The 22,404-nt window shown below is 62.1% G+C and carries 8 protein-coding genes; 6 read left to right on the top strand and 2 right to left on the bottom strand.

Annotated features, from left to right (window positions below; genetic code table 11):
• Positions 1 to 545: 545 nt before the first annotated feature.
• A complete protein-coding gene (gene pvdP / locus BUB69_RS27530; protein WP_073173257.1) occupies positions 546 to 2,180 on the bottom strand; it encodes a pyoverdine maturation tyrosinase PvdP in 1,635 nt (544 codons plus the stop codon).
• A 662-nt stretch (positions 2,181 to 2,842) separates the two neighbouring features.
• Here pvdP and pvdM point away from each other — a divergent pair.
• From pvdM to BUB69_RS27500, 6 genes are all read left to right on the top strand, one after another.
• A complete protein-coding gene (pvdM, locus tag BUB69_RS27525) occupies positions 2,843 to 4,186 on the top strand; it encodes a pyoverdine-tailoring dipeptidase-like protein PvdM (RefSeq protein WP_073173253.1) in 1,344 nt (447 codons plus the stop codon).
• Positions 4,183 to 5,463, top strand: a complete 1,281-nt coding sequence (pvdN, locus tag BUB69_RS27520) for a pyoverdine-tailoring periplasmic protein PvdN (protein ID WP_073173250.1) — start codon at positions 4,183 to 4,185, stop codon at positions 5,461 to 5,463. Before pvdM ends, pvdN begins: the two co-directional genes overlap by 4 nt.
• A 55-nt stretch (positions 5,464 to 5,518) precedes the next feature.
• Positions 5,519 to 6,379: a dihydropyoverdine dehydrogenase gene (gene pvdO / locus BUB69_RS27515; protein WP_073173247.1), complete on the top strand. Its 861-nt coding sequence runs from the start codon at positions 5,519 to 5,521 to the stop codon at positions 6,377 to 6,379.
• A 62-nt stretch (positions 6,380 to 6,441) separates the two neighbouring features.
• Positions 6,442 to 8,106, top strand: coding sequence for a cyclic peptide export ABC transporter (locus BUB69_RS27510; RefSeq protein WP_073173244.1), 1,665 nt, complete (start codon positions 6,442 to 6,444; stop codon positions 8,104 to 8,106).
• A gap of 309 nt (positions 8,107 to 8,415) precedes the next feature.
• Positions 8,416 to 10,662: a TonB-dependent siderophore receptor gene (locus BUB69_RS27505; RefSeq protein ID WP_073173240.1), complete on the top strand. Its 2,247-nt coding sequence runs from the start codon at positions 8,416 to 8,418 to the stop codon at positions 10,660 to 10,662.
• 428 nt (positions 10,663 to 11,090) lie between these two features.
• Complete coding sequence (locus BUB69_RS27500) at positions 11,091 to 13,523, top strand: TonB-dependent siderophore receptor (RefSeq protein ID WP_084537219.1); 2,433 nt, start codon at positions 11,091 to 11,093, stop codon at positions 13,521 to 13,523.
• A 240-nt stretch (positions 13,524 to 13,763) separates the two neighbouring features.
• On the opposite strand, the gene BUB69_RS27495 is transcribed toward BUB69_RS27500, so the two are convergent.
• Positions 13,764 to 22,403: an amino acid adenylation domain-containing protein gene (locus BUB69_RS27495; protein ID WP_073173237.1), complete on the bottom strand. Its 8,640-nt coding sequence runs from the start codon at positions 22,401 to 22,403 to the stop codon at positions 13,764 to 13,766.
• Between the last annotated feature and the right edge of the window lies 1 nt (position 22,404).

Raw genomic sequence — 22,404 nt, 5'->3', positions numbered from 1 at the left:
TTAAGCCAGCGTTTTATGGTGGGCTTGTCGTTGGTTATCGAGGTGAGCAGATCCTGATCTGGCTCATAAATAACGAGTTCAACTTTGGCGACATCCACGCCCACGATTGACTTCGAAACGCGCATTGCCATGGACAGTTCTCCACGTTAAGGTTTTACGGCTTGAAGGGGTTTCACCCAGAGGCGCAGGCTTGTTTCTATCGTCGCTTGAACGAAGCATTCTTTATCGGCGCTTTTGGTGGAAGGGGTGGGGCGAGGTCTCCCACGGTCTGTACTGTTACAGCAGTCAGATGCGAACTGTTCGTCCCACCACCCCTTCAAGTCTAACCATACAAGCGAGCTTGCTCGCGAAGGCTACGGCTGGAGCACTGCACCTTTATTGAATTCGAGTGCCCATTCGCGAGCAAGCTCGCTCCCACTCGAACAGTGAGCAGTAGCTCGTCGGCGATGGCGTCAATCCAGTCACTGACAGGCATTGGAAACAGCAGCGCCGACGAGCCGCCTCCCACAGACCTGGGTCATTAGACCCGCTATGCGTATATCCGCTTAAAACCACTTCTCCGGCAACAGATTGCGCGCATACCATGGCCGACGTGGCACGCGGCGGACCAGGTCGCCGAGTTTGTCGTCGGCCGCGAAGGTGATGCGCAGCGCCAGCTTCATGACTTCCGGGTCCATCTCCATCGACGTCCCCGCCTGCAGGCCGGGTGTGGTACTGCAGCCGTGGGTCTCAGGACCGAGCCATGGATCACTGACTTCAACCCAGCGTCCCGGCGCGAACCAGGGAACGCCGTCGACCTCAAGGCGCTTCACCTCGCCCGGATGAAAGCGCTCGTGCGCCCTGAACCAGTCGTCGATACGGTCGTCGATCCAGCCATGAAACATCCAGAACACCGGGTTCACATGGGATGAGAACGGGTCGGCGAGAAAGTCGTTTTCCGGACCGAACCAGCGCTCGGCAAAGTCATCCGAACGTCGCGCCATCGGCACCGGCTGGCCGTTGGCCGGGTCGCGGGCCACCGAGGCCCAGCGCATGTGCAGCCAGTCGTGCAGCTCCAGTTCGACCTGCGAACCGAACTGCCCCAGCGTCAAGGTCGACAGAAAGCGTGGATCACGGTACTGGGATTCCCAGACCTGAAAATGCGTGTGGTAGGTCTCGGGGCTTTTGATGTCGCTGACCAGTTGGGTGTATTCCTCATCGCCGGGAGCCAGCCAGTTTGGCGGCAGTGAACAGCCGTCGTGATTGTCGAAGTAGCGAGCGAAGCCCAGGCGGTCACGTTCAAGTTCCGGCTGCGGCATCGGAAAGCGTGGCCACGACGGCAGATCCTGAATGCGCCGTGCCTGAATCAGCATGTGCCGGTGCATGTAAAAGAAATCCACACCCGAGCCGTTGCGATCCTTGTGCGGTCCGCGAGCATCACGCTCCTTGTCCCGCGGCCCCGGCTGCCAGCCGATCCCGCGCAGGGCTTCCTGCTTGTCGCGGGGCAGCTTGTGCCACTTGTCGCGGGACGCATGCCAGAGCTGATGAAACAGACGATGTTCCCTGGAAATCAGCCAGGCATGAAACTCAGGCGTCAGGCTGACGCGCTCCCGCGCCTCGGGGAACAGTTGTTTGATGGCGATCACCCGGTTTTCCAGCTCCGGCAACGCCAGCGGTCGGTCGAGGCGTTCGATACGGCCACTCAACGTACCGCTGCCCGCGTTGCCGAACGCACCCCAGACCTCATCGAGGATCAGACTGAATTCATAATGCGGCGTGTCGCTGTGGGGGTCATTGCCCACGTGACCGTCCATGACCCGCAGATACAGTTTGGCGGCGTTGGCCGGTTGCAGATCGCCAATGACCCGAAAGCGCGGCGGTGCCTCGCCGCGCAGGTTGTCCGCGGTGTCGATGTAGCCACGCAGACCGCGACCGCGCGGGGCGATGTCGAGGAACATTTCCAGGCCCTGCAGCGGCGCACCCGGCAAGCCCGCATCGCGGCCTTCGAAGCGCAGCGTCCACACGCCCCGCAGCTTGTCGGCCAGACGCTGAGTCGCGGTGTCGGCCGGCCCTGCGGAGGCCTCGCCGGGAGTGACGGGCTCCTCGACACGGGTGAATTCCCGATGCGCGTACCAAGCAGCCGGTACTGCCGCGCCGGTCAGCGCCAGACCTGCCATGAACCCTCGTCGAGAAATCGTCATCACCCTACCTGCTACAGCCCCCGAGACACCGGTTATCCAGCTAGAACGTAAAGCCTGGGCATAAATTTACTGAGCGGCTCGTCTTTACACTGATCGCTCTACGTGGCCCTCATCGCGAGACAAAAGTCATCTGACTCTCCAAAAAGCAGCAGCACTGAAGCGCTTTTCTGACGCGATAGTGAGAACACCATCGATTGCGACGTGGGTGAAGGCTGAGTCCTGGCGCTGATTCGGGGGTCAGCCGGCAGGGATGCCGGCTGAGCCGCACTGGGCCATGGATGGCCCATTTGCGGCGACCCCCGAATCAGTGTCAGGACGAAGGAACCCCGGCGAAGCCGGGGCCGGAACCGGAGCTTAGGGGTTTGCCTACTTTGCCCCGTCAAAGTAGGTCGCCGAGGGGCGAAAAGGTGATGAGAGTCGAGCGCGCGGCTCACTGAGTCCACTGTCTGTGCCATTTGTGACGCGGCGCGTCACGGGCTGAATGCCCACGCGAAGCGATGGGCACAATCAGTACGAAAGCGCAGTTGAGAAAAATAATGCGCGCCCTGCCAGGCTGAACCGACGCTAAATTTTTCCGCCATCCGCTCGTTCTCCCCACATAGCAACGGCCCTGATGCCCACAGGCAAGGCAGGCCTGCACCGATCACCTGAACGAGACGGCAATGACAAAACCGCGTTGGAAAAAGGCTCTCTTCATCGGCCTGCCCCTGGCCCTGGCCATCAGTGCAGGCGCGGGCTATCTGGCCTGGCATTACGGGTCGCCAGCGGGTTATCCGATCAAGATCATGAAGCAGGCCGAAGACTTGCAGGAACGGATCATTTCCTTCGACAGCCACATCACCGTGCCGATGAAGTTCGGCAGCGAGCGCAACGAAGCCGACAAGGACGGTTCCGGGCAATTCGACCTGGTGAAGACCGCACGCGGCCGACTCTCCGGTGCAGCCTTGACGGTGTTCGGCTGGCCGGAAATCTGGAATGGCGCCAACGCTCCGCATCGCCCCACACCCGGCTTTGTCGATGAAGCGCGTAAGCAGCAGGAAGTGCGCTACAAGATCATCACCGGCATGGTCCGCGACTTCCCGAATCAGGTCGGCATCGCCTATACCCCGGACGACATGCGCCGGCTGCACGGCGAAGGCAAGTTCGCAATCTTCATCAGCATGCTCAACGCCTACCCGCTGGGCAACGACCTCGATGCGCTGGACCGCTGGACCGCACGAGGCATGCGCATGTTCGGCTTCAGCTATGTCGGCAATAACAGCTGGGCCGACTCGTCGCGTCCTCTGCCGTTCCTGAACGACACGCCGGATGCACTGGGCGGTCTGTCCGGGATCGGCAAGCAGGCCGTACAGCGGCTCAACGATCTGGGCGTGATCATCGACGTATCGCAGATGTCGAGCAAGGCGCTGGAACAGGTCAGCCAGTTGAGTCGCACGCCGATGGTCGCTTCGCACTCGGCACCGCGCGCGCTGGTGGACATCCCGCGCAACCTCAGCGATGAAGAAATGCAGTTGATCAAGCAAAGCGGCGGTGTGGTGCAGGTGGTGGCCTTCCCTGCTTACCTCAAGCCCTTGAGCCAGCCGACCCAGGACAAGCTCAATGCGCTGCGCAAGGAATTCGACCTGCCGCCGCTGCCGAACCTGGCGATGGCGCTGATGCCCGGCGACGCGATCATCACCGTCTGGCCGGAACAACGCTTCGGTGCCTACGCCAGCAAGCTGTACGCGATTCTTGAGGAAGAGCCCAAGGCCACGGTCAAAGACTTCGTCAACGCCATCGACTACACCGTGAAGAAGATCGGCATTGACCACGTCGGTATCAGTTCCGATTTCAACGACGGCGGCGGCGTGAAAGGCTTCAACGATGTCAGCGAGATCCGCAACGTGACGGCTGAATTGATCGAGCGCGGTTACGCCGAGGCGGACATTGCCAAGCTCTGGGGCGGCAACTTCCTGCGTGTCTGGGAACAGGTGCAGGCCTCGGCAAAACCGGTGGCCCAGCCATGACTGATCGCAGAACGTTCCTCAAACAGGCCGGACTGCTGGCCGCCGCCCTGCCGCTCGGATCGAGCCTGATCGCGCCTGCTGTGGCCGCCACACCAGACCCCGTGGCAGCAGACAAGTGGACCGCGTTGAAGCAGTTGTTCAATCAAGACCCTGACTACATCCACCTCTCAAACTTTCTGGTGACCTCGCACCCAAGGCCGGTGCGCGAAGCCATTGAACAGCACCGCGCTCACATCGACCGCAACCCCGGTCTGGCAATGGATTGGGACCTGCAGGAAACCGAGCTGCGCGAGCATGAAGTGCGTGTCTGGGCCGGCAAGTACCTGAACGCCAAACCTGGCCAGATTGCGCTGACCGGCAGCACCACCGAAGGGCTGGCGATCATCTATGGCGGCCTGCACGTACGCCCGGATCAGGAAATCCTCACCACCGAACACGAACATTCCTGCGCCCGTAGCATCCTCAATTTCCGCCAGCAGCGTGACGGCACACGGGTGCGCAGGATTCGTCTGTTCAAGGATCCGGCGCAGGTGTCGGCCGACGAAATCATCGCCTCGATTGCCCGCAGCATCAAACCCGACACCCGCGTGCTGGGCATGACCTGGGTGCAGTCGGGCAGCGGCGTGAAGCTGCCGATCGGCGCCATCGGTGATCTGGTGGAAGAACACAACCGCAACCGCGACGCCGGGGACCGCATTATTTATGTGGTCGACGGAGTCCACGGTTTTGGCGTCGAGAACCTGGATTTCCCGGACATGAAATGCGACTACTTCGTGGCCGGTACGCACAAATGGATATTCGGCCCACGCGGTACGGGGATCGTCTGCGCCCGTTCGGAACAGATGACCGACCTCACGCCGACGATTCCGACCTTTTCCGAAGCGACCAACTTCGCCACCACCATGACGCCGGGCGGCTATCACTCGTTCGAGCATCGCTGGGCATTGAACAAGGCGTTCGAATTGCACTTGCAACTGGGCAAAGCCGATGTTCAGGCACGCATCCATCAGCTCAACACCTGCCTCAAGGAGCGCCTGCAGGCGCAGCGTAACGTCGAGCTGGTCACACCGATGAACCCTGCCCTGTCGGCGGGCTTCAGCTTTTTCAGGATCAAGGACCAGGCCAGCGACGAAGTGGCTGCCTGGCTGATGAAGAACCGCATGGTAGTCGATGCGGTAAGCCGCGATGTCGGCCCGGTGGTGCGCACCGCGCCGGGCCTGTTGAACAGCGAAGCTGAAATCGACCGGTTCATGGCCCTGCTCAGCCAGCGCACCTGACGCCTGCACACCCGCTTTGCTTCACCTGCTTTCCGTTTTGCCATTGAGGCCCGTCATGAAAAAGATGCTGTTCACCCTGTCCCTGACCTCGCTGCTTGGCCTGTCTTTGAGCGCTACGGCCCAAGCCGCCACAGCCGAGCCCGGCAAGGTTTTCAAGGACTGCAAGGACTGCCCGGAGATGGTCGTACTGCCCGCGGGCACCTTCACCATGGGCGCACCGGAAGAGGAAATGGGTCGTCAGCCGGATGAAGGCCCGCTGCACGATGTGACCTTCGCCAAGCCGTTCGCCATCAGCCGCTTTCAGGTCTTGAGCGGTGAGTGGGACGCCTACATCAAAAGCTCCGGCTACAAAATGCCGGACGGCGACACCCGGCCCGGACGCGAGTGCAAGGCTGGCAAGCCACGCTATCCGCTGGGGCCTCGTCAGCCTGCGGTGTGCATGGACTGGAACGAAGCCAAGGCCTACGTCGCCTGGCTGTCGAAGAAGACCGGCAAGTCGTACCGCATGGTCAGCGAAGCGGCCCGTGAATACGCCGCACGCGGTGGCAGCAAGGGCTCATTCCCGTTCCCGATGGATGAAGGCAAGCCCTACGGCATCGCCAAACACGCCAATACCTACGGCCCGGAAGACGGCTTCAGCTACACCGCTCCGGCCGGCAGCTACAGCCCGAACGACTTCGGCATCTACGACGCCCACGGCAACGTGTACGAGTGGACCGCCGATTGCGAGACCAGCAACTACAACGGCGCGCCCACCGACGGCAGTGCCTGGCTGGCAGGCGATTGCACCTGGAAGATGATCCGCGGCAATGACTGGACCGAAGCGCCGATCTTCTCCCGCTCGGGCAATCGTAACAGCCGCCAGCCGGATGTACGTGGCGACTGGCTGGGCTTTCGGGTCATGCGCGACCTCTGACCGATCGATCGACCCTGCGGCCTTCACGAGGGCCGCAATCACGGACACTCACGAGAACCATCATGACCCTCAAAACCCAAAGCCTCGTCGGGGAAACCCTGAGAATCCTCAAACCCTTCTGGTGGCTGGTGGCGCTGTCAACGGTGCTGGGGATCGTCAGTGGCCTGAGCGTGACGGCGCTGCTGGCCACGATCAATAACGCGATGAACCTGCCGGGCGGACCCGACACCCAGACCGCGCTGCTGTTTGCCGGGCTGTGCGTGCTGACGCTGGCGTGTTCGACGCTGTCCAACCTGTCGACCAACTACGTGGGCCAGCGAGTGGTTGCCAACCTGCGCCGCGAGCTGGCCGCCAAGGTGCTGGTCGCCCCCATCGAGCAACTGGAGCGCTATCGCTCGCATCGGTTGATCCCGGTGCTGCTCAACGACGTAAATACCATCAGCACGTTCGCCCTGTCGGTGGCGCCGATGGTGATTGCCTTCACGGTGACCCTCGGCTGCCTGACCTATCTGGCGTTGTTGTCCTGGCAGATTCTGGGCCTGACGGTGCTGACCGTGATCCTGGGAACCGGCGCGCAATTCGTGGCGCACAGGTTCGGCATGCGCAGCATTCTGGCGGCACGCAATGGCGAAGACGAACTGCAGAAGCACTATCAGGCATTGTCGGCAGGCGCCAAGGAACTGCGCATTCAGCGCAAGCGTCGTCAGCACATGCTCGACGAAAAGATCCACGCTGCCACCGAACAGATCTGCCGGTCCAACATCCGCGCCGCGAACATCTTCGTCAGCGCCGAGACCTTCGGTTCGATGCTGTTCTTTGCCGTGATCGGCATGGCCATCGCCTTTCAGGCCCTGTGGCCGACCACCGAAAAGACCGTACTGGGCGGCTTTGTGCTGGTGATGCTGTACATGAAAGGCCCGCTGGAGCGCCTGGTGAACGCCTTGCCCGCCATCAGCCGCGCCCAGATCGCCCTGCGGCGCATTGCCGAACTGTCGTGGAAATTCTCCAATCCCGAGCCGCACCTGCTGGTCAGCGACCGCCCCAATGCGCTGGCCAACCTCAAGACCCTGGAACTGCATCAACTGCGTTACGACTATCCCCGCGTCGAGGGCAGCGACGCGTTTCACCTCGGCCCGATCAACCTGAGCGTCAAACAGGGCGACATTGTGTTCATCGTTGGCGAGAACGGCTGCGGCAAGACCACGCTGATCAAGCTGCTGCTGGGCCTGTACACGCCGCAACAGGGCGAAATACGCCTCAACGGCGACGCCGTCACCCCGGAAAACCTGGACGACTATCGCCAGCTGTTCACCACGATCTTTGCCGACTATTACCTGTTCGACGAACCGCTGCCGGGCCAGGCAAGCCTGCCGCAAGACGCCGGCAAATACCTGGAACGTCTGGACATCGCCCACAAAGTCAGCATTCGCGACGGTGCCTTCACCACCACTGATCTGTCCACCGGGCAGCGCAAGCGTCTGGCCCTGATCAACGCATGGCTGGACGAACGTCAGGTGCTGGTGTTCGACGAATGGGCTGCCGACCAGGACCCGGCCTTCCGGCGCGTGTTCTACACCGAGCTGTTGCCGGAACTCAAACAGCAAGGCAAGACCATCATCGTGATCTCCCACGACGACCGGTATTTCTACATCGCCGACCAACTGGTGCGCATGCAGGCCGGGCAGATCGACGTCGAGCAGGTGCAGAGCGAATCCGTGTCGGCCTGACCACAGGCCCTCCCCGATGCCCCGCCCGGCTGGTCCGCGAGCGGGGTTTTTTCGTTAATTACGCTGCTACTCACTGGACGCAGATAGCCATACGCCATCTTTTTTCGTGAATTGTGAAAAATTCATTAAATAACAGCGAGTCGGTTTCGTTCTCATTTACAGCGAATGGTGCGCCCGGCTGTTTCTGACGTCTGGTCGCTCATCGATAAAGTCGCTCACGACTGCCCGGTTCCCTTGGCGAAACCCGAGTCTGCAGATCTGAACGACGCTTTCTGCCCTCTGCCGATACCTACGAGAAAGAGCCACGTCATGCACAACCCGTCACGACTCACCCCGCTCAGCAAAGCCTTGCTGCTCAGCCAGATGTTCAGTTCCCGACCATCCATGGCAGCCATGGGTTTCGCGCTTTGCATGCCACTGGCCTCGCAGGTTCAGGCGGAGGAAGCCAGCACAGAAGGCTCGTCCACCGCAGGCACGGTGACCCTGGCGCCGACCGCCATCGACTCCAGATCGCTGGGCACCACCACCGACGGCACCGGCTCTTACACCACAGGTGCCGTCAGTATCGGCAAGGGTGCCGCTCAATCACTGCGTGAAACACCGCAGTCGGTCAGCGTTGTGACCCGTCAGGTAATGGACGATAAGAACCTGACCAGCCTCAGCGAAGTGCTGGAAGACACCCCCGGCATGAGTTTCCAGTACCGCAACTTCGGCGGCCACGTGTACACCTCGCGGGGTTTTTCGCTGCTGGCGGAAAGTTTTCTGGTCGATGGCATCGGCGGTCAGGGCTATCAGATCACTGGGTGGATGCAGCCGGACATGGCCATTTACGACCGCGTCGAAGTGCTGCGTGGCGCGTCCGGCCTGCTGGTCGGCGCAGGTCAGCCTGGCGGTGCGGTGAATCTGGTGCGCAAGCGCCCGACGGCCGAGAACAAATTCTCGATCACCACCCGTGCCGGCTCCTGGGATCAGTATCGGGTCGATCTGGACGGCAGTGGCAAGCTCAACGATTCGGGCACGCTGAGGGGCCGTATGGTCGCCGCCTACGATGACAGCGGCTCTTACCTCGACGGCCGCGACAGCCGCACGCCGCTGCTGTATGGCATCGTCGAAGCCGACGTGACCGACAACACCACGCTGACCATGAGCCTGCGTCGTCAGGAGCAGGTCATCAACGGCTATTCCATCTATGGCCTGCCGCGCTACAGCAACGGTCAGTCACTGGGGCTGTCGCGCTCGACCAACCTGGCGCAGGACTGGAACCGCCTGGAAAGTGACATGACCGAGGTGTTCACCGAGATCGAACACCGCTTCAACGATGACTGGAAAAGCCGCACGTCGTTGACCTATTCGCAAGGTGGATTCGATCAGGCGATTGCGTATGCACGTGGCGCGGTGAACCCGACGACCCTGGCAGGCTCGACCTTCCAGAACACCCTGTTCCGCAAGGACGAAGTGAACAGCATCGGCCTGAACAGTCAGCTGGAAGGCAACATCAATGCCTTCGGCCTGAACCATCAGTTGACTCTGGGTGCGGACTGGTCGAAACAGGAATCCAATACCAAACAGGCGACAGTCAGAACCGCTTCGCCCATCAATATCTTCAACGTCAACCAGAACGCGTTCGCCAAGCCCGCCCGCCCGGCCTGGGGCAACGACATCGACATGACCGAAGAGCGTGCGGGCCTTTACGCCAACGCGCGCATTCACTTGAGCGAACCGTTGAGCGTAGTGCTCGGCAGCCGTTTGAGCTGGTATGACTACAAGTACGATGTAAAAACCGGCGCAGCCAACAGCTACGAATCCAAGCAGACCCAGGAATTCACCCCGTTCGCAGGTCTGATCTACGACATCAACGACAACTGGTCGTGGTACGCCAGCTACGCGGACATCTTCACGCCGCAAGCCGACTTCGTCGATGTGGCGGGCTCGCCGCTGGACCCTGCCGTCGGCTCCAACTACGAAACCGGCTTCAAGGGCGAGCTGTTCGACAAGCGTCTGAACCTGTCGATGGCGTTGTTCTACATCAAGCAGAAAGACGTGGCAGCAGTGGATCTGTCGGCTGACGCCGCTTCCGTGTTCTGCCCGACCAGCTCGGACGGTTCGTGCTACGTGCAGGACGGCATCAAGCGCAGCAAGGGCGTGGAAATCGAAGCCAGCGGCGAAGTGTTGCCGGGCCTGCAGGTGTTCGGTGGCTACACCTACAACATGCTGCGTAACAATGGTGACGCCGAAGTCGCTTACGAAACCCCGAAACACATGCTGCGCCTCAACACCAGCTACAACCTGCCGGGCGCATGGAACCGCCTGACACTGGGTGCGGGTGTGTCGGCGGACTCGGGTTATGAAGTGCCGTCCAACGACCAGTTGGGCGTGGCCGGTCGTGCGATCTGGGATGCCCGTGCCTCCTGGAAACTCGACGAAAACTGGCGCGTTTCGCTCAATGCCGAGAACCTGTTCGACCGCAAGTACTACTCCACTGCGGTGGCGACCGACCGTTCGAACGTGTACGGCGAACCTCGCAGTTACGTCCTGACCCTGCGCGGGGATTTCTGATCGATCGCCCGATTCCCGGATAGCCGCAACAGCCACAAAGCCAAGGGGAAACCCTTGGCTTTTTGTGCTTTGACGGTGCGGGTATCAGCGATATGTGCACGACACCTGACTGACTGAAGAAACTCCGTGGGAGCGGACCGGGCGGCGTTCCGCTTGTCCGCGAAGGGGCTCGTACATCCGACAATTATTCAGTGGCTGAAACACCGTATTCGCGGACAAGTCCGCTCCCACCAGGATAAGTGCCCTGCCCAGGCTATCGGGCGCACCTCAAACTCCGTGGGAGCGGACCGGGCGGCGTTCCGCTTGTCCGCGAAGGGGCCCGGACATCCGACAAATATTCAGCGACTGAAACGAAGACTGACGGCCGCCCCCCTTGCCGACGACAGATACAGTATTCTGCACCGGCGTCCCGAAAGAGCTTTTCTGCCATGCAACCACCCTTCAAACGCTGCCATTCAGGCCCCGTGAAACCCTTCGACAAAAGCCAGAAATCCGGGCTGACACTGAAGGGGCTGGGGCTCGTGCTGTCGCTGTTTGTTCAGGGCAATGCGCTGGCCAAGGAAGTCGAGTTCGACATTCCCGCCCAACCCTTGAACAGCGCCTTGAAAGAACTGGCGCGTCAGGGCGATCTGCAAGTGCTCTACAACCCGGACGACGTGCGCGGCAAGACCAGCAGCGCGGTACACGGCAAACTCACGCCCGAACAGGCGACGACGTATCTGCTGCGGCAAGCCGGGGTTGCACACACGCTGGAGGCCAACACCCTGACGCTCAGCCAGGCGCCAGCGCTGCAGCCGGTAACGTTGGGGGCGATGGCGATTCAGGCGAAGCAGTTCGGCGTGACCACTGAAGGCAGCGACTCGTACACCACCGCGGCCACAAGCCTCAACAAGACACCGCAGTCGCTGCGTGAAACGCCGCAATCGGTGACCGTCCTGACGCGTCAATGGATGGACGACAAAATCCTCACCGGTCTGGACGAGGTGATGGCGCAAACGCCCGGCATCACGTTCTCGCAACGCAACTTCGGCTCACACGTTTTCAGCGCTCGCGGCTTCGCCATGGAGGACGAAAGCTACACCATCGATGGCGTGTCCGGTCAAGGCTACAGCGTGACGGGCTGGATGCCCCCGGACATGGCCATCTACGACCGCGTCGAAGTCCTGCGCGGTGCTGCGGGTCTGTTGATCGGTGCCGGTAATCCCGGCGGAGCGGTCAACCTGGTGCGCAAACGCCCGACCGCCATTGCGCAGTTCTCGGTCACCACCCGTACCGGTAGCTGGGATAACGACCGGATGGAGCTGGACGGCAGCAGCGCGCTCAATGACGCGGGCAACATTCGCGGCCGCTTCGTGGCGTCCTATGAAGACCGTGGCTACTTCATCGACGAACTGCACAAGACCGCACCGCTGATATACGGCATTGTTGAAACCGACCTCAACGAAGACACTACCCTGACCCTCGGGCTGCGCCATCAGAGCGCAGACATACGAGGCTTTTCCATCTTCGGCCTGCCGCGCTACAGCGATGGCCGTGCGCTGAACCTGCCTCGCTCCACGTCCCTGGCCCAGGACTGGAATCGCCATCAAACGGAAGCGAACGAGGTGTTCAGCGAGCTGAAGCATCACTTCAGCGAAGACTGGGCGGGCACCCTGTCAGTGACCCACTCCGAAGGCGACTTCGATCAACGTGTGGCCTACGCCCAAGGCGCCATCGATCCACAGACCCTGACCGGCTCGCGTCCGCTTCGCACGCTGTTGCGTTCCGATACGTTGCAAAGCACCGGTTTCGACAGCCATCTGGATGGCCACTTCGAGGCCTTCGGACTGACCCACCAGTTGACCGTGGGTGCCAACGGGTCGGAACAGCAACGCCGCTCACAACAGGTTCTGGTCAGCTCGAACACGGCACTGGATGTCTTCAATCCGGACCACCACGCCATTGCCCGACCGAACCGTCCGGCGTGGAGCAGCATCACCGACTTCAGCGACAAACGTTATGGTCTCTATAGCAACCTGCGCCTGAGCCTGAGCGATTCCCTTAGCCTGGTGATGGGTGGGCGCGTCAGCGGGTACGACTATCAGACCCAGGCGGCGGGACTGACCACCAAGGCCCAACAGAATCACGAGGTCACGCCGTTTATCGGGGTGATTTACGACCTGAGCCCCGAATGGTCGTGGTACGCCAGCTACACCGATATCTTCCTGCCGCAGAGCGGCTATCAGAGCGCAGCAGGCAAATTCCTCGATCCGGCCATTGGTGCCAGTCATGAAACCGGGATCAAGGGCGAGCTGTTCGACAAGCGCTTGAACGTGTCGATGGCCGTGTTCTACGTGAAACAGAAAGACGTGGCCGTGGAAGATGACGCGAACAGCGGCAACTGCCCGACCAACGACAGCTACGGTACTTGCTACCTGAACGGTGATATCCGTCGCAGCAAGGGTTTCGAGCTGGAGGCCAGCGGCGAGCTGCTGCCAGGGTTGCAGGCGCTGGCCGGCTATACCTTCAATGTCACGCGAGGCAGTGACGGGCAGTCGATTTCTGCCGAAACGCCCCGCCACCTGTTCCGCCTGACCAGCCACTACACCCTGCCCGGTGCCTGGCATCGACTGACGTTGGGAGCAGGCGTTTCAGCGCAGAGCGGCTACTCGGAAACCGAATCGACCCAAGTCATCAAAAATCCCGGCCGCGCCATCTGGGATGCCCGTGCAGCCTGGAAAATCGACGACCACTGGTCCATCGCCCTCAACGGCAACAACCTGCTGGATCGCACGTACTACAAGGCGACGGGTGATATTGACCGGGGCAATTATTATGGCGATCCGCGCAACTACGTCCTCACGTTGCGAGGGGATTTCTAGCGGTCGGGCGGGTTACAGAACCCAGTAAGCAAACACCGGACTGTGGGAGGCGGCTTGCCGGCGATGAACGATGACGGGTTTTTCTGACCTACCGCGTCGCCTTCATCGCGGGCAAGCCCCCTCCCACAGATTGATCTGCACCCCAGGAAGTCAGATGGGTGTCCAGCTTTGGGGGTGCAGATCAGATGCTGACCAAGAGACAGTGCTGCATCGTAAAGCCTGGAATGCGTCCGCAACGAACTACGCCCTCAACCGCGCCGCCAGCCCGTCCAGAAACGCATCGGCAATCACCACGTTGTCATGGCGTTGATCGACGACGCTGGAACTGGCCAGTCCATTCACCGAGCACTGTTCGAGCACCACCCTTTCAGCCTTGGCAATCTGCTCAGGCTCACGGCTTTGCCCTGCCCACCAGCAATCCACTTTCACGCTCAACGGTTTCAAGGTGAAGGCTTCGCTCAAGCGGGCGTTGGCTTCCAGCAGTCGGTAGCCGGTTTCGATTTCGTCCTGCACAGCGATGTCCTGGAACACACTGCGCAGGCTATCAACGCTCATGCCTGCGTCGAGTGCAACCTTGTCGACGACCCAATCGATGACCTCATTTTCACCGGACAACGACTGCCGCGCCGTGTCGATCAACGCAACAATGGCCTCTTCCTGCAAACCCGGCACGAAGGCCTGGAGACTCTTGATCAGGCTGCGGTAGTAATTTTCACCCTGGTTCCGGGTCAGGCTTTCCGGGTCGTCCTGAATGAATGCCATGCCAACGGACGCAGGCAACTGGGTGTCCACCAGACCGACGAACTCCACGGTCTCGCCTGCGCCTTCCAGGCGATGCGCGATGTCGATCGCCAGCGCGCCACCCATCGACCAGCCCAGCAGGCTGTAAGGTCCGACCGGCTGGGTATTGCGAATCTGTTCGACGTAATAATCAACCATGTCCGGCCAGGACGTGTCGAACCAGCCCGGCACCACGTACGCCTTGTTGACCAGCCCGTAAACCCTGCGGTCGTCGTTCAGCCTGCCCGCCAGCGGGTAGTAGGAATACGTACCGCCGCCACCCGGTGGTAGGCAGAACAAGGGGGTTCGAGCCGACTGGCTGGTGTTCATGGCGATGACCGCTGACTTGACCTTGGCCTCGCCAGCGCGCATGAAATCGGCCAGCTCACCCAGGGTCTGCATCAACAGAAAGTCGTGCAGTTTGATCGAGACATCAAACGTCTCGCGGATCCGCCCGGCCAGCGAAACCGCCAGCAAAGAATGCCCACCCAAGGCAAAGAAGTTGTCGCTCAACCCGACCCGCTCGACCTGCAGCACCTGCTCCCAAAGCGCAGCCAGACGCTGTTCCAGCCCGGTACGCGGCGCAACGTAACCTTGCGCGCGGCCCGCTTGAGGTTTGGGCAAGGCGCGGCGGTCCAGCTTGCCGTTGGCGGTCAGCGGCATGGCGTCGAGCAGGACGAAATGCGCAGGCACCATGTAATCCGGCAGATGCGCCTTGAGGTGCGTTGTCAGCGCTTCACGCAAGGCATCTGCATCCTGATCCACAGCGTCTGTCACCAGATAGGCCACCAGCTGTTTGCCGGTCGGGCCGTCGATGTCGATCACGCTGGCTTCGCGAACGGCTGCGTGCTCATGCAGCCGCGCTTCGATTTCACCCAGTTCGATGCGCAGACCGCGGATTTTCACCTGATGATCGATGCGCCCGGCATAGTCGATCACGCCTTCGTTTCGCCCTTCATTTCGATAGCGCGCCAGATCGCCGGTGCGATACAGACGCCCGCCGCCCTGCTCGTCGAACGGGTCCGGCACGAAGCGTTCGGCCGTCAGCGCGGCACGCTGGTGATAACCCCGCGCCAGGCCAACGCCGCCCAGGTACAGCTCTGCTGCTACGCCTGGTGCGGCAGGCAGCAGGCCGTCGTCGAGGATATGAGTCTTGAGGTTGTCGATGGGACGCCCGATCGGCACGCTCAGGACGTCGTCCGGGGTGCAGGTCCAGTGCGTGACGTCGATGGCCGCTTCGGTCGGGCCATAGAGGTTGTACAGGCCGACCTGCGGCAAGCGTTTGAGCACTTGCCCGGCCAGCTCCGCAGGCAAGGCTTCGCCACTGCACACCACGCGCTTCAGGCTCTGGCAGCTTTCCACCTGCTGATGAGTAAGGAAGGCTTGCAGCATCGACGGCACGAAATGCAGCGTCGTGACCTGATACTGGCGAATCGTCTGCACCAGGCGCTCCGGGTCACGATGATCGCCCGGCAATGCGACGGCCAGACGCGCGCCGGTCAGCAGCGGCCAGAAGAACTCCCAGACCGACACGTCGAAGCTGAACGGGGTTTTCTGCAGCACCGTGTCGGTCGCATCCAGCCTGTAAGCCTTCTGCATCCAGTGCAGACGGTTGACCAGCGCACGGTGGCTGTTGCCCGCGCCCTTGGGTTTGCCGGTGGAGCCTGAGGTGTAAATCATGTAGGCCAGATTCAGCGGATCGGTCAGGTTGATCGGGTTGGCACGGCTGTAGCCGCTCAGCCAGTCGCTGTCCTGATCCAGACACAGGCTCTGCACGCCGGCAGGCAGCGGCAGCCGCTCCAGAAGCGCCGTCTGGGTCAGCAGCAGACCGATGCCGCTGTCCTGCATCATGTACGCCAGCCGGTCTTCGGGATAATCCGGGTCCAGCGGTACATAGGCACCGCCTGCCTTGATGATGGCCAGCAGGCCGATCACCAGCTCCAGGCTGCGCTCGACACAGATACCGACTCGCACATCCGGGCCGACACCCGACTCGCGCAGCTTATGCGCCAGCGGGTTGGCGCGTTCGTTGAGCTCCATGTAACTCAGGGCGTTGCCGTCAAAGATCAGTGCCGGAGCATCCGGCGTGGCCAGTACCTGGGCTTCGATCAAGGAGTGAATGCACTGCTCGCTCGGGAACGCCGCAGCCGTCGCGTTCCAGTCACGCAGTATCCGCTGCTGCGCAGGCTGATCCAGCAACACCAACTCGCCAATGGCGGCCTGCGGATCGCGGATCAACGCCTGCAACAGGTGCTGGAACTGCGCCGACAATTGCGCCACATCGGCTTCGCTCATGCACTGGCGGTCGTAGCTGAAACGCATCGACAGGGTCTGTCCCAGATTGACCACCAGCGTCAGCGGGTAATGGGTCTGCTCCTGGGTGTGCAGGCCGCCGAACACCAGCCCCGGCGGTGCGGTCTGTTGCAGCGCGTCGGACACCGGGTAGTTCTCGAACACCAGAATGCTGTCGAACAGCGCGTCACCGCCGCTGCGCGCCCAGCGCTGAACGTCGTACAGCGGTGTGTGCTCATGCTCGCGCAGGGCCAGGTTTTTCGCCTGCACCTGTTGCACCCAGTCGGCCACGCGCTGCTCGGGACGCGGGCTGGCGATCACCGGCAAGGTGTTGATGAACAGACCGAGTTGCTCCTCGACGCCCGGCAGGTCTGCGGGGCGTCCGGCGACGGTCGCGCCAAAGGTCACGCTGGACTGCCCGGTATAGCGTTGCAGCATCAGCAGCCAGGCTGATTGCACCAGGGTGTTGAGGGTCACGCGCTGCTCGCGGGCAAACTCGCTCAAGGCCTGGGTGGATGGCGTGTCGATCAGGTGCAGAAGATCGCCCTGCCCTGCTTGCCCCGGCGGCGATTTGAAGCACTGCATCAGGCGGGTCGGCGCGTCCAGTTCCGCCAGTTGTGCGGTCCAGAAACGCTCGCTGAGCGCTGCGTCCTGACGTTGCAGCCATTGAATGTAGTCCCTGTAACGGCTGGTCTGCCTGGCCGGCGCCTGCCCGCTGTAGCGTTGCAGCACTTCGCCCAGCAGGCGCGAACTGCTCCAGCCGTCCATGAGGATGTGATGGCTGGTGTAGATCAGTTGATGGGTGTTCTCGCCGGTACGCACTGCGGCCAGACGCAGCAACGGCGCCCGGGCCAGGTCGAAACCCTGCTGACGGTCCGCAGCGGCCCAGTCGCCGAGCCATTGCGGAGCCTGTCCTCTGGCATCCAGCTCGGTGAACGGCATCGACACCTCACGCAACACCACTTGTAACGACTGATCGAGGTGGCTGACAAAACCGCTGCGCAGCACGTCATGGGCATCCAGCGTCGCCTGCCAGGCGGCCTTGAAACGCGCGATGTCCAGACCGCTGACCTCGACGCGCATCTGATTGATGTAGTGGCCCGCCTCCTGCTCGAACAACGTGTGGAACAGCATGCCTTGCTGCATCGGTGCCAGCGGATAGAGGTCTTCGATCTGCTGTGCAGCCACGGGCAGGCTGTTCAGTTGCGCCTGAGTCAGGCGGGCCAACGGGAAGTCGGACGGCGTCACACCGGCCGCCCCCTCAGACGTGCAATGCGCAATGAGCTGTTGCAGCTCCAGTGCGTAGTCATCTGCCAGACGCTGTACGGTATCGGTCTCGAACACTGCGCCGCTGAAACTCCAGCTCAGGCGCAACTCGCCGCCGTACACCTGACCATTGATGCTGATCGGCGCGGCCAGCGGCGCGTTGCTACTTTGCGAAGCACCGACCCGGTCGGCAGAAGGCGTGAACAGCGCGCCCTGCGCATCGAAACTGCCATCGAACTGGCCCAGATAATTGAATACGATGCTGCCTTGCGGCAACTGCTGCAGCGTTCGACGCGCCGAGTCGCTGCCCAGATACCGCAGCGCGCCATAGCCGATCCCCTTGTCCGGCACCGCACGCAATTGTTCCTTGATGGTCATGATCGAGTCGGACAATGCGTCCTGCGGCGACAACCTGACCGGGTACAGGTTGCTGAACCAGCCGACCGTGCGGGTGATATCCAGGGCATCGAACAGGTCTTCGCGGCCATGGCCTTCCAATCGGATCAGCACGTCGCGACGGTCGGTCCAGCGGCTGATCACCCGCGCCAGCGCGGTCAGCAGCAGGTCGTTGATCTGGGTGCGATAGGCAGCAGGCGCATCCTGCAGCAGCTGTCGGGTCAGTTCGCTGTCGAGTTGCGTGACCACCGACATGGCGTGCTTCTGCTGTTGCCCGCCGTGCGGATGGTCGCAGGGCAGTTCGTCACTGACGTCCTGTAACCGGCTCTGCCACCAGGCCAGTTCCTGCTCCAGCGCAGCGCTCTGAGCATAGGCTTGCAGGTGTTCGGCCCAGGTTTTCAGTGAGCTGGTCTTGCCCGGCAGCGTGACGGGCTGACCGGTGGAAACCGCCTGATACGCCTGTTGCAAGTCTTCCAGCAATACCCGCCATGACACGCCATCCACAACGAGGTGATGGATGACCAGCAGCAGGCGTTGCTCGTCCTGCGGCAGCGAGACCAGCACGGCGCGCAGCAGCGGGCCGTTTTTCAGGTCGAGACTGCGTTGCGCTTCGTCGGCCAGTTCGGTCAGGCGTTGCGGATCGTCCAGTTCATGCCGCCACAGCACCTCACCGGTGTTCAGCGCGCCAAAGGTGGCGTGCCACTGTCCGCCCTGTTGCGCGAAGCCCAGACGCAGCGCGTCGTGCTGTTCGATCAACGCGGTCAGCGCATTTTGCAGCGCCGTGGCGTCCAGCCGGGTGTTGGGCTTGAGCATCACCGCCTGGTTCCAGTGATGACGCTCGGGAATCTCCAGTTCGAAGAAGCGCGCCTGTATCGGCAACAACGGCAACGAACCGCTGACCTGCTCCACCGCGGCTGCCGGCTTCTTCTGGATAAGCTTCGCCACCAACGCCAGTTGGCTGATGGTCTGTTTTTCGAACAGTTGCTTGGGGCTGAGCTTGATGCCCTGACGCTTGGCGCGGGCGATGATTTGCAGGCTGAGGATCGAGTCGCCGCCCAGCTCGAAGAAGTTGTCGGTGCTGCCGACCTGTTCCAGCTTGAGCACGTCGGCCCAGACAGCCGCGAGTTTTTCCTCAATCTCGCCGACCGGTGCGGTGTAGCGCTGTTTGACCACGCCCGGTTTGGGCAATGCACGCTTGTCGAGCTTGCCATTGGCGGTCAGCGGCAGGCGTTCGAGCAGCAGGATCTGCGCAGGTACCAGGTATTCGGGCAGGCGTGCAGCCAGTTGTTCGCGCAACGCTTCAGCGCTCACAGACGCCACGCACCACGCCACCAGTTGCAGGCGCGACTCATCGCTTTCCAGCGGCTGAGCCAGCACCACGGCCTCGGTCACGCCGTCCAGGGTTTGCAACAACTGCCCGACCTCACCAGGCTCGACACGGTAACCGCGGATTTTCACCTGATCGTCGGCGCGGCCAAGGTACTCCAGTACGCCGTCTACCCAGCGCGCCCGGTCGCCTGCGCGGTACAGGCGCTTGCCATCGGCATCAGGGTCCGGCACAAAGCGTTCGGCGGTCATCGCTGCGCGCCCCAGATAACCCTGCGCGAGGCCTGCGCCGCCCAGATACAGCTCACCCGCCACCCGCTCGGCGACCGGATTCAGGTAAGCATCCAGTACCCGCGCCTTGCCGTTGGCCAGCGGCTGGCCGACCGGCACGCTGCGGCAGGCAGGCAGCCGTTCAGCCACCTCATGGGTGAGAATGCCGACGGTGGTTTCGGTCGGGCCATAGTGGTTGACGATCCGGCAACCCGGCTTGAGCAGGCACACCTGCTCGATCAAGGCCCAGGCACTGACCTCGCCACCGACAATCAGCATCTGCCTGGGCAACACGTCGGCCGGATTGGCCGCCTGCAGCAGACCTTGAAGATGGCTGGGAACGATTTTCAGGACATCCACCTGATGCTCGGCCATGTAGCGGGCAAACCCGTCGGGGTCGAACGCCTGTTCATGGGACAACAGGTGCAGTGTGCGACCCGAGGCCAGCGCGCCGAACAACAGGGTGTGCCCCAGGTCGGCCGCCACGGTGGAGACCATCGCCATGCTCGCGTCGGCGTCGAGCGACAGGCGAGTCAGTACTGACTGCACGTAATTGGCCAGCGCGCCATGGCTGATCACCACGCCCTTGGGCTGGCCGGTCGAACCCGAGGTGTAGATGATGTAGGCCGGCTGTTCGGCGGCAACCTGAATACCCAAGGCGTCATCGGCAATGTCGGCCCACTGCGTCGCGTCGAACGCCAGCACCGGGCAGACGCCCAGATGGTCGGCCTTGTCGTCACCTGCGGCATGAATCAGCAGCACCGCGCCGCTGTCTTTGGTCAGTTGCTGCAAGCGCTCGGCAGGCTGTGAGGTGTCCAGCGGCAGGTACACCGCGCCCAGCTTCAGCACCGCCAGCAGGCTGACCACCCATTCCACAGAGCGATCCTGGCACAGCGCAACGGTCATGCCTGCGCCAATGCCTTGGGTTTGCAGGTAACGGGCGAAGCGGTTGGACTGCTGCTCCAGTTGCGCGAAGCTCAGGGTTTGCTGACCCACCCGCACAGCGGTCTTGTCGCGTCCACTGTGCAGACCCTGTTGCCAGAGGCCGGGGAAGTCGCAACAGGCGAAACCTTGAGAGGGCTCGACAGCAGGCAACGCCCCCGTCAACGGCTGATCGGCCAGACGCTGGTCGATATCCACTACCAGTGCCTGCAGCAGGTCACGCAAGGCGTCGGCGATGCGTTCGATGGTGCGCGCTTCGAACAGGTCGGTAGCGTAGCTGAAGTAACCGCGCAGGCCACTCGGCGTGTCGGTGAAGTCAAACGCCAGGTCAAAACGCGCATCGCCCGCGCCCACGGGAAATTCGCTGACGCTCAACCCGGACAGGCTCTGGCGCGACGCGTCCGTCTGCTCGGCAACATAGACATGCTGATTGATCTTGAACTGAAACAGCGGGTTGTGGCCCAGATTGCGCTCTGGTGCCAGGGCGTCCACAAGATGCTCGAAGGGCAGTTCCTGATGCGACTGCGCGCCACTCACCACCTGCTTCACCTGATCCAGCAGCGTCGCGAAGCTGTCACGCTCATCCACCTGCACGCGCAGTACTTGGGTGTTGACGAAAAAGCCGATCAGCCCTTCCAGCTCGCTGCGGGTACGCCCGGCATTCGGCGCGCCGATACGAATATCGGCCTGCCCGCTGAACCGCGACAGCACCACTGACAACGCCGCCAGCACCTGCATGAAGATCGTCTGGCCACGGCTGCGGGCCAGGGTCTTCAGTTGCGCACACAGGTGCCCAGGCAGGTCGAGCCGCACGGTCGCGCCGCGATGGCTGGGCTGCAACGGACGCTCATGGTCCAGTGGCAAGCTCAGCAACGGGTGCTCGCTGCCCAATTGCTGCTTCCAGTAATCCAGCTGGCGCTCGCCCTCGCCGGCTTCCAGCCAGGCGCGTTGCCAGATGGCGTAGTCGGCGTATTGAATCGCCAGTTCAGGCAGATCAGCGTTTTGACCAAGGACCCGCGCCTGATACAACTGGACGAATTCACGAATCAACAACTCGCCCGACCAGCCATCGGACACCACGTGGTGCATGCACACCGTCAGTACATGTTCGGTGTCGCTCAACTGGAACAGCTTGACCCGCAGCAGCGTGTCGCTCAGCAGGTCGAATGGCGTATGCAGCTCAGCGTGCACCTGCGCGTCGATCTGCTGGGCCTCGACGCTGACTCGTGCCAGGGCAACGCTGCCCTGCGCCAGGATTTGCTGATGGAACTCGCCGTCTTCGCAGACGAACCGGGTACGCAGGGTTTCGTGGCGCTGCACCAGTTGATCGAGCGCTTCGGCAAGTGCCTGCGGGTTCAGCGGACCGTTCAGGCGCACCGCCAGCGGCACGTTGTAAGCGATGCTGTGCGGCTCCAGTTGCCAGAGAAACACCATGCGTTGCTGCGCGTACGACAGCGGAATGCGGGCCAGGTCATGGCGGGTCACGGCAATCGGCAGCAGCCGGAAGCTCTGCCCGGTCTCGTTCATCTTGCCGAGGATCTGGCGACGCTGTTCGACGGGCAAACCGACGAAACGCTGGGCGATACGCGCTGCTGCAGACTTGTCCATG

It is taken from the genome of Pseudomonas asturiensis (genome assembly GCF_900143095.1).
Classification (GTDB): domain Bacteria; phylum Pseudomonadota; class Gammaproteobacteria; order Pseudomonadales; family Pseudomonadaceae; genus Aquipseudomonas; species Aquipseudomonas asturiensis.
The sequence above is the reverse complement of the archived record's forward strand: the minus strand, read 5'-3'. Positions and strand labels throughout refer to the sequence as shown.